Origin of the sequence: Pseudomonas chlororaphis subsp. piscium, assembly GCF_003850345.1 — a bacterium.
GTDB lineage: Bacteria > Pseudomonadota > Gammaproteobacteria > Pseudomonadales > Pseudomonadaceae > Aquipseudomonas > Aquipseudomonas piscium.
On the sequence record NZ_CP027707.1, the window covers coordinates 4821235 to 4830505 of the forward strand.

A 9271-nucleotide genomic window follows, 5' to 3' on the forward strand; every position below is an offset into this window, starting at 1 on the left:
ATGGCAATGACAAAACCACGTTCGAAAAAGGCTCTTTACATCGGTCTGCCGCTGGCCCTGGCCATCGGTGCCGGAGCAGGCTTCCTGGCCTGGGACTACTGGTTCCGTGGCAACCCCGGCTACCCGGTCAAGGTGATCAAGCAGGCCGATGAATTGCAGGAGCGCATCCTGTCGTTCGACAGCCACATCAGCCTGCCGCTGGACTTCGGCACCGCGGGCAACGAATCGGATAAGGACGGCAGTGGCCAGTTCGACCTGGTCAAGGCCAATCGCGGGCGCCTGTCCGGCGCGGCCCTGACCATCTTCGGCTGGCCGGAAATGTGGAATGGCCCCAACGCACCGCACCGCCCCACCGAGGGTTTTGTCGAGGAAGCGCGCAACCAGCAGGAGGTCCGTTACAAGATCATCTCCGGCATGGTCCGCGACTTCCCCAACCAGGTCGGCATCGCCTACACCCCGGACGATTTCCGCCGCCTGCACGGCGAAGGCAAGTTCGCGATCTTCATCAGCATGCTCAACGCCTACCCCCTGGGCAACGACCTGAACCTGCTGGATCTGTGGACCGCCCGCGGCATGCGCATGTTCGGTTTCAGCTACATCGGCAACAACGCCTGGGCCGACTCCTCGCGGCCGCTGCCGTTCTTCAACGACTCCCCGGACGCCCTCGATGGCCTGTCGCAGATCGGCAAGCAGGCGGTGCACCGCCTCAACGACCTGGGGGTGATCATCGATGTCTCGCAGATGTCGACCAAGGCCCTGGAGCAGGTGGCGCAACTGAGCCGCACGCCGATGGTGGCCTCGCACTCGGCGCCACGGGCCTCGGTGGATATCCCGCGCAACCTCAGCGACAAGGAAATGCAGCTGATCAAGAACAGCGGCGGCGTGGTCCAGGTGGTCGGTTTCTCGCAGTACCTGCGCCCGCTGACCCAGGCCACCCAGGACAAGCTCAACGCCCTGCGCGCGCGCTTCGACCTGCCGCCGCTGCCGAACCTGGCCATGGCCCTGATGCCGGGCGACCCGATCATCTCGGCCTGGCCGGAGCAGAAGTTCGGCCAGTACGCCGGCGAGCTGTACGCCATCCTCGAGGAAGAGCCCAAGGCGACCCTCAAGGACCTGGGCGACGCCATCGACTACACCGTGCGCAAGATCGGCATCGACCATGTCGGCATCAGCTCGGACTTCAACGAAGGTGGCGGGGTCAAGGGCTGGGAGAACGTCGGCGAGATCCGCAACGTCACCGCCGAGTTGCTGTCGCGCGGCTACTCGGAGGCGGACATCGCCAAGCTCTGGGGCGGCAACTTCCTGCGGGTCTGGGACCAGGTGCAGAAAGCCGCACGCCCGGTAGCCAACCGTTGAATTTCCTTTGCCGAACAAGTGAACCCAAGCCATGACTGACCGCCGTACCTTTCTCAAGCAGGCCGGCGTCCTCGCCGCCAGCCTGCCGCTGGGCAATGCCGCCCTCGCCTCCCTGGCCCAGGCCGACGAAGCCCGCGACAGCACGATGGCGTCCGGGGACAAATGGACGCAACTGCGCCAACTGTTCAACCAGGACCCGGACTACCTGCACTTCTCCAACTTCCTGGTGACCTCCCACCCCAAGCCGGTGCGCGACGCCATCGAGCGCCACCGCGCGAACATCGACCGCAACCCCGGCCTGGCCATGGACTGGGACCTGGAGGAAACCTGGAAGCGTGAGGCCGAGGTGCGCAAGTGGGCCGGGCGCTACCTGGACGCCAAGCCCGGGCAGATCGCCCTGACCGGCAGCACCAGCGAAGGCCTGGCGATGATCTACGGTGGCATCCATGTGCGCCCGGACCAGGAGATCCTGACCACGGTCCACGAGCATTACTCCACCGAGTACAGCCTGGACTTCCGGGTGAAAAAACAAGGCACCCAGGTGCGCAAGATCAAGCTGTTCGAAAACGCCCACAGCGTGTCGGCGGACGAAGTGCTGGGCTCGATCAAGCGCAGCATCCGCCCCAACACCCGGGTGCTGGGCATGACCTGGGTGCAATCCGGCAGCGGCGTGAAACTGCCCATCGGCCAGATCGGCCAGCTGGTGGAGGAACTCAACCGCGAGCGCGCCAAGCAGGAGCGCATCCTCTACGTGGTCGACGGCGTGCACGGCTTCGGCGTGGAAGACCTGAGCTTCCCGGACATGCATTGCGACTTCTTCATCGCCGGCACCCACAAGTGGATGTTCGGCCCGCGCGGCACCGGGATCGTCTGCGCCCGCTCCGAGGAGCTCAAGGACGTCACCCCGATGACGCCGACCTTCTCCGAAGACAACAATTTCGCCACCTCCATGTCGCCCGGCGGCTATCACGCCTTCGAGCACCGCTGGGCACTGGACGAAGCCTTCAAGCTGCACCTGGAGCTGGGCAAGGCCGAGGTCCAGGCACGCATTCACAGCCTCAACAGCTACCTGAAACGACGCCTGCAGCAACATCCGCAGATCGAACTGGTGACGCCGCTGAGCGCCGAGCTGTCCGCCGGTTTCACCTTCTTCCGGGTCAAGGGCAAGGACAGCGACGCGGTCGCCGCCTACCTGATGAAAAACCGCGTGGTGGCCGATGCCGTGGACCGCGACGTCGGCCCGGTGATCCGCACCGCGCCCGGGCTGCTCAACGACGAAGCGCAGATCGACCGCTTCATGGACTTGCTGGCCCGCGCCCTCTGAGCGCGCGCCACTGGCGCTCCAGATTTACCTTGCCTGCCTTTGCCTACCCTTGAGATGACTCATGACCACTGAACCGACTCACCCCACTCCCCCGCCCCGCAGCCTGCAAAGACTCTGCGCCGCCTCCCTGTTCGCCCTGCTCGGCGGCCTGCTGTGCCAGGGCGCACAAGCCGCCACGCCGCAACCGGGCCAGGTGTTCAAGGACTGCAAGGACTGCCCGGAAATGGTCGTGCTGCCCGCCGGCACCTTCACCATGGGCACCCCGGACGACGAGGTCGGCCGCGAACCTGACGAAGGCCCGATGCATGACGTGACCTTCGCCAAGCCCTTTGCCATGAGCCGCTTCCAGATCACCGCCGGCGAGTGGGACAGCTACGTCAAGCAGACCGGCGTGGTCATCGCCAACGGCGACACCCGCCCCGGCCGCGAATGCGTCGCCAGCAAGCCGCGCTACCAGCAAGGCCCGCGTCAGCCGGCCGTGTGCATGGACTTCGCCGACGTGAAGGCCTATGTCGCCTGGCTGTCGAAAAAAACCGGGCACAACTATTCGATGGTCAGCGAGGCCCAGCGCGAATACGCCGCCCGCGCCGGCTCCAAGGGTCCCTTCCCGTTTCCGTTCGATGAAGGCAAGGGCTACAGCATCGCCAAGCATGCCAACACCTACGGCCCGGCCGATGGCTACAGCTTCAGCTCGCCGGTGGGCAGCTACCCGCCCAATGCGTTCGGCATGTACGACATGCATGGCAACGTCTATGAATGGATCGCCGACTGCGAACACCCCAACTATGTGGGCGCGCCTACCGATGGCAGTGCCTGGGTAGAGCCGGGCTGCGAATCGCTGCAGATCCGTGGCAACGACTGGGGCGAGGCCCCGGTGTTCTCCCGCTCGGGCAATCGCAATAGCATCTATCCGAATGCCCGTGGCGACTGGATCGGTTTCCGCGTGGTGCGTGAGCTGTAACACCTTTCCCGCGTTGCCAGGTTTACGGGGCTGCGCCCCAATCGCAGCCTACGGCAGCGGCTACAGATATCCCCCTGTAGCCGCTGCCGAGCCAGGGCGAGGCTGCGATCGGTCTGGGCGGCATTCCGACAAAGCGGGCGCCAGGCCAGACAACTCCACCCATCAGACATACCGCGTCGTCAGGTTTACGGGGCTGCGCCCCGATCGCAGCCTGCGGCAGCGGCTACAGATTGCGATCGATCCGGGAGGCTTGCGAGACAGCGGGCGCCAGGTCCGGCGCCCGCCAAAGGGTTCAACCCTGTTTGGCCAGCAGTTCCAGGCCTTCATGCAAGGCCGGGAACAGGCTGTTGTTGAAGTTGTTCCAGCGCAGTTCGAGGATGGTGTCCTCCGGCGCGATGGTGGTGTTGAGTACGTCGTGGAACACCTCGCCGGAATCGATACCGTTGTCCACGTAATGGAACGAAGCACCGGTCATGTACAGCGGCTCGACCGGCTCGGTTTCCCGCGTAGCCCAGTCCACCACCTTCTGCCCACGGGCACCGTACAGCGCATTCCAGGTGGCATAGGCACCGCGACGCTCGTAGGGCGACTCGAGGCGGGTGATGCCCGGATGGATGTTCATGATCCGCCGCGCGAAAGGCGCGCCCGGACGCACCAGCTCGTCGAGAATCACCAGCAGGCCGTCGAGCACCACGATGTCGGCCTTGAGTTCCACCAGGGTGTCGTGCAGCCGGCGCTCGAAATCCTGCTTGCCGGCGATATGCTCGGCGGTGCCCCGAGGATGGCGGCGGTAGGTGGACGGCACGCTGAGCAGCAGGTCATTGACCAGGCGCCCCTGCACCTGCAGGTCCGCGGGGTACAGCCATTGCCGGCCGGGCTGATAGGCAAAGCCGTAGTCGCTCACCAGTTGCTGGTCCCGTGGCGATTGCTCGTCATCGTCGTAGACCACGCCCACCAGGTTGTAGGCCTCGCCCAGGGGCGTCTGGTTCAGCGACTCCACCAGGAACTCCAGCACCGATTTCATGTAGCGCTCGTGATCCTTGTAGGCCACCGGCTGCCCCGCCTTGTCGGCCGCCGCGTTCCTCAGGGACCAGACATACACCAGATTCTTTTTCGTCATTTGCTCGCTCTCGCTGAATGGATCAGGCACTGCGTCGATACACGTGCGCCCACAGAACAAGAACGAAGCAGGCGCCGGGCAATTTATCCGCGCCCCGGCGCCGAGCTAAATACTGCCGCCAACGGTTCGTCTGTCAGGGGTACGGGTCTTTCTGCCTCGACCCCTCATCCACTGCCGGGAACCCCTTATGACCGACCCCAAGCGCGGAGCCTTCCACGGACTGCTCGCCCTGCTCAGACCCTTTCGCACCACTGTCGTGATTTCCGTTGCCCTGGGCATGGTCGGCGGCCTGGCCATCACCCTGCTGCTGGCCACCATCAATAACGCCTTGCACTCGCAGACCGGCATGACCCAGGGCGTGGTGCTGACCTTCGCCGCCCTGTGCCTGCTGGCGCTGACCAGCTCGATCGTCTCGGATATCGGCACCAACTATGTGGGCCAACGCATCATTGCCGCCCTGCGCAAAGACCTGGGCGAAAAAGTCCTGTCGGCGCCGATCGAGCAGATCGAGCGTTATCGCTCCCATCGACTGATTCCGGTGCTGACCCACGACGTCGACACCATCAGCGACTTTTCCTTCGCCTTCACCCCCCTGGCCATCGCCGCCACCGTCACCCTGGGCTGCCTGGGCTACCTGGCGTACCTGTCGGTGCCGATGTTCCTGATGATGGTGGTCGCCATCCTTATCGGCACCACTGTGCAGTACGTGGCCGGCGGCAAAGGCATCAGGGGCTTCGACCTGGCCCGTGACCAGGAAGACGAATTGCAGCGCTATTACAACGCCATTGCCTCCGGCGCCAAGGAGCTGCGCATGCACCGGCCGCGCCGCTACCGGATGAACACCCACCGCATCCAGGAAACCGCGGACCGCATCAGCTCGATCCAGGTGCGCTCGGTGAACATCTATATCCTGGCCAAGACCTTCGGCTCGATGCTGTTCTTCGTGGTCATCGGCCTGGCCCTGGCCATGCAGGCCTACAACCCCGATCCCGATCCGGCGGTGATCACCGGCTTCGTGCTGGTGTTGCTGTACATGAAAGGGCCGCTGGAACACCTGATGGGCTACTTGCCCCTCGTCGGCAAGGCCAAGATCGCCTTTGGCCGCATCAGCGAATTGTCCGAACGTTTTTCCTCTCCCGAACCCCATCTGCTGATCGACGATAGCGAAGCCCCGAAACCCGTGGTGCACAGCCTGGAGTTGCGCGGCGTGAGCTACAGCCCGCCACAGGTGGAAGGCAGCGAACCCTTCCACCTGGGGCCGATCGACCTGAGCATCAAGCAGGGCGACATCGTGTTCATCGTCGGTGAAAACGGCTGCGGCAAGACCACCCTGATCAAGCTGCTGCTGGGGCTGTATCAACCCCAGGCCGGGGAAATCCGCCTGAACGGCGAAGCAGTGGCCGCCCCGACCCGGGACGACTACCGCCAGCTGTTCACCACCGTATTCGCCGACTATTACCTGTTCGACGAACTGGTCCAGGGCGGCGGCCAGCAGTCATTGGATAGCGCCGCCCAGTACCTGGACCGCCTGGAGATCGCGCACAAGGTCAGCATCAAGGACGGCGCCTTCACCACCACTGACCTGTCTACCGGCCAACGCAAGCGCCTGGCCCTGGTCAACGCCTGGCTCGAAGGGCGCCCGGTGCTGGTGTTCGACGAATGGGCGGCGGACCAGGACCCGGCCTTCCGGCGGATTTTCTACACCGAGCTGCTGCCGGATCTCAAGCGCCTGGGCAAGACCATCATCGTGATCAGTCACGACGATCGTTACTTCGATATCGCCGACCAGCTGGTCCGTCTGCGCGCGGGCCAGGTGGTGCACGAAATGCAACCGGCCTGAATCTTTTTTTCCGGTTTGTTCATGGATGAACGTCTCACTATCGGTAATGAGAATTAACCGCAATAAATACCAGCACCTGCCAACCTATACATAGAAGAGAACGCATCCATGCCAGCAGTACTCGGTCTCAGTCCTTTGAGTAAGGCACTATCCATGCGATGGGCCTTGAACACCAATCTTCTGCCCAGCGCCCTCGTTTTCGCGATAGCCCTGCCGGTAGCCGGTTATGCACAAGGTCAGGAGATCGAGCTGGACATCCCGGCACAATCGTTGGGCAGCGCCCTGCAAGAGTTTGGCCGGCAGACCAACCTGCAGGTGCTGTACAGCCCGACAGACGTGGAAAGCAAACGCAGCAATCCGGTCAAGGGCAAACTGCAGCCCAGCCAGGGCATGGAAAACCTGCTCAAAGGCACCGGGGTCGGTTACAGCCTGCAGGGCAATTCGATCACTATCACCGCCGGCCAGACGGCAGCCTTGCAACTGGGCGCGACCCAGGTCGTCGCCAACCAGCTGGGGACCATCACCGAAGGTTCCGGCTCCTACACCCCGGGCACCATCGCCACGGCAACCCGCCTGGTCCTGACCCCACGGGAGACGCCACAGTCGATTTCCGTGGTCACCCGTCAAGCCATGGATGACTTCAACCTCAAGTCGATCGACGACGTGATGCGCCATACCCCGGGCATCACCGTGGCCACCTACGACAGCGACCGTACCAGCTACTACTCCCGCGGCTTTGCCATCCAGAACTTCCAGTACGACGGCATTCCGATCCTGCAGGACCCGCAATACTCGTCCGGCCACACCCTCACCGATACGGTGATCTACGACCGCGTCGAAGTGCTCAAGGGCGCCACCGGCCTGCTCACCGGCGCGGGCGGTCCCGGCGGCACCATCAACATGATTCGCAAGAAGCCGACGTCCGAGTTCAAGGGTTACGTGGACCTGGGCGCCGGCTCCTGGGACAACTACCGCTCGGAAATCGATGTCAGCGGCCCCCTGACCGAAACCGGCAACGTTCGTGGCCGGGCGGTCGCCGCCTACCAGGACAAGAAATCGTTCCTGGACCACTACCAGCGCAAGACCAACGTCTACTACGGGATTCTCGAGTTCGACCTGTCGCCGGACACCCTGCTGACCGTCGGCGCCGACTACCAGGACAGCGAACCCCAAGGCTCCAGCTGGTCCGGCAGCGCTTCGTTGTATGACTCGGCGGGCAACCGCATCGGCAGCTCCCGCTCCTTCAACAACGGCGCCAAGTTCAGCAGCTGGGAGCAATACACCCGCACCGTGTTCTCCACCCTGGAACACAGCTTCGAAAACGGCTGGATGGTCAAAGGGCAGTACAACCACCAGATCAACGGCTACCACGCACCACTGGCGGCGCTGCTCTCGCCTGACGCGGTCACGGGCAAGGCGATGATGCTGACCCGTAAATACACCGGTGAAACCACCAGCGATACCGGCGACCTGTACGCCTCCGGCCCCTTCAGCCTGTTCGGGCGCGAACACCAACTGGTGGTCGGCACCTCGGTCTCCAGGTCCCGCTGGCTGGGCCGGGACTACACCAACGCCACCAACTTCAACAACAGCCACGACTACTTCAACTGGAACGGCAACGCGCCCAAGCCAGACTGGGGCCCGCAGACCAAACGCAACGATGAAACCACCAGTCAGAGCGCAGGCTACGTCACCGGCCGCTTCAGCCTGATGGACGACCTGACCCTGTTGCTCGGCACCCGGGTCAACAACTACGAAGTCAGCGGCACCAGCCAGATCAAGGACACCGGCAAGGTCGTTCCTTATGCGGGCGTGATCTACGACCTCAACGACAATTTCTCGGCCTATGCCAGCTACACCGAGATCTACCTGCCGCAAGACGATTATCGGGACCGGAACAACAAGCCACTGCAGCCCGATGAAGGCAAGAACTATGAGATCGGGCTCAAGGGCGAATTCTTCGACGGGCGCCTGAACTCCAGCCTCGCCTACTTTGAAGTCCATGAGGAAAACCGCCCGGTCGACGATCTCGACTACATTGGCGGCAGCTACCCCGGGCTGGATTACGCCTCCAAGGGCGTCAAGGCCAAGACCAAAGGCTATGAAGCGGAAATCTCCGGCGAACTGGCGCCGGGCTGGCAGTTGCAGGCCGGTTATACCCACAAGGTCATCCGCGATCAGGCGGGAGACAAGGTGTCCACCTGGGAACCGGAAGACCAGATCAACCTCTACACCAGCTACAAGCTGACCGGCAGCCTGGACAAGCTCACTGTGGGCAGCGGCGTTCGCTGGCAAGGCACGGGCTGGAAGATCCTCGACAACTACAGCAAGGACACCAAGGAGAAGTTCTCGCAAGACCCTCTCTGGCTGGTGGACCTGATGGCGCGCTACCAGATTACCGAGAACGTTTCGGCGACCCTCAACGTCAACAACCTGTTCGACAAGAAGTACTACACCAATATCGGCTTCTACAATTCGTCGTACTACGGTGACCCGCGCAACGTGATGCTCAGCACCCGCTGGAACTTCTGATCCAGCCTTCCCCGAGCCCCTGGTCATGCCCATGACCAGGGGCTTTTTATTGCCCGGCCATCGCTCCCCCTGGGCCGCTCCCCTGCCCCTGCAAACCCAGGCCACCTGGATCCCCTTCTCCTCTGCGACGCCTCTCCG

The 9271-nt window shown here is 63.4% G+C and carries 6 protein-coding genes; 5 read left to right on the forward strand and 1 reads right to left on the reverse strand.

The window, feature by feature from the left end; all coding sequences use genetic code 11:
- Nucleotides 1-6: 6 nt before the first annotated feature.
- The 3 genes from pvdM to pvdO all read left to right on the forward strand — a co-directional run bounded on the left by pvdM (nucleotide 7) and on the right by pvdO (nucleotide 3641).
- Nucleotides 7-1356 (forward strand): pyoverdine-tailoring dipeptidase-like protein PvdM, encoded by a 1350-nt coding sequence (gene pvdM, locus C4K38_RS21680; RefSeq protein WP_053280130.1) that lies wholly within the window; start codon nucleotides 7-9, stop codon nucleotides 1354-1356.
- Nucleotides 1357-1387: 31 nt separating this feature from the next.
- The gene (gene pvdN, locus C4K38_RS21685; RefSeq protein ID WP_053280131.1) at nucleotides 1388-2680 is read left to right on the forward strand and encodes a pyoverdine-tailoring periplasmic protein PvdN; all 1293 of its coding nucleotides are present in this window, start codon (nucleotides 1388-1390) and stop codon (nucleotides 2678-2680) included.
- A gap of 61 nt (nucleotides 2681-2741) precedes the next feature.
- Entirely contained in the window at nucleotides 2742-3641 is a 900-nt protein-coding gene (pvdO, locus tag C4K38_RS21690; RefSeq protein WP_053280132.1) for a dihydropyoverdine dehydrogenase, read from the forward strand.
- Between the two features lie 292 nt (nucleotides 3642-3933).
- Here pvdO and C4K38_RS21695 read toward each other — a convergent pair whose 3' ends face one another.
- Entirely contained in the window at nucleotides 3934-4761 is an 828-nt protein-coding gene (locus C4K38_RS21695) for a formyl transferase (protein ID WP_053280133.1), read from the reverse strand.
- A gap of 187 nt (nucleotides 4762-4948) precedes the next feature.
- Between C4K38_RS21695 and C4K38_RS21700 the strand changes: the two genes are divergently transcribed.
- Both C4K38_RS21700 and C4K38_RS21705 read left to right on the forward strand, forming a co-directional pair.
- The gene (locus C4K38_RS21700) at nucleotides 4949-6601 is read left to right on the forward strand and encodes a cyclic peptide export ABC transporter (protein ID WP_053280134.1); all 1653 of its coding nucleotides are present in this window, start codon (nucleotides 4949-4951) and stop codon (nucleotides 6599-6601) included.
- Nucleotides 6602-6754: 153 nt separating this feature from the next.
- Entirely contained in the window at nucleotides 6755-9133 is a 2379-nt protein-coding gene (locus C4K38_RS21705; RefSeq protein WP_081001563.1) for a TonB-dependent siderophore receptor, read from the forward strand.
- The last annotated feature ends 138 nt before the right edge of the window (nucleotides 9134-9271 follow it).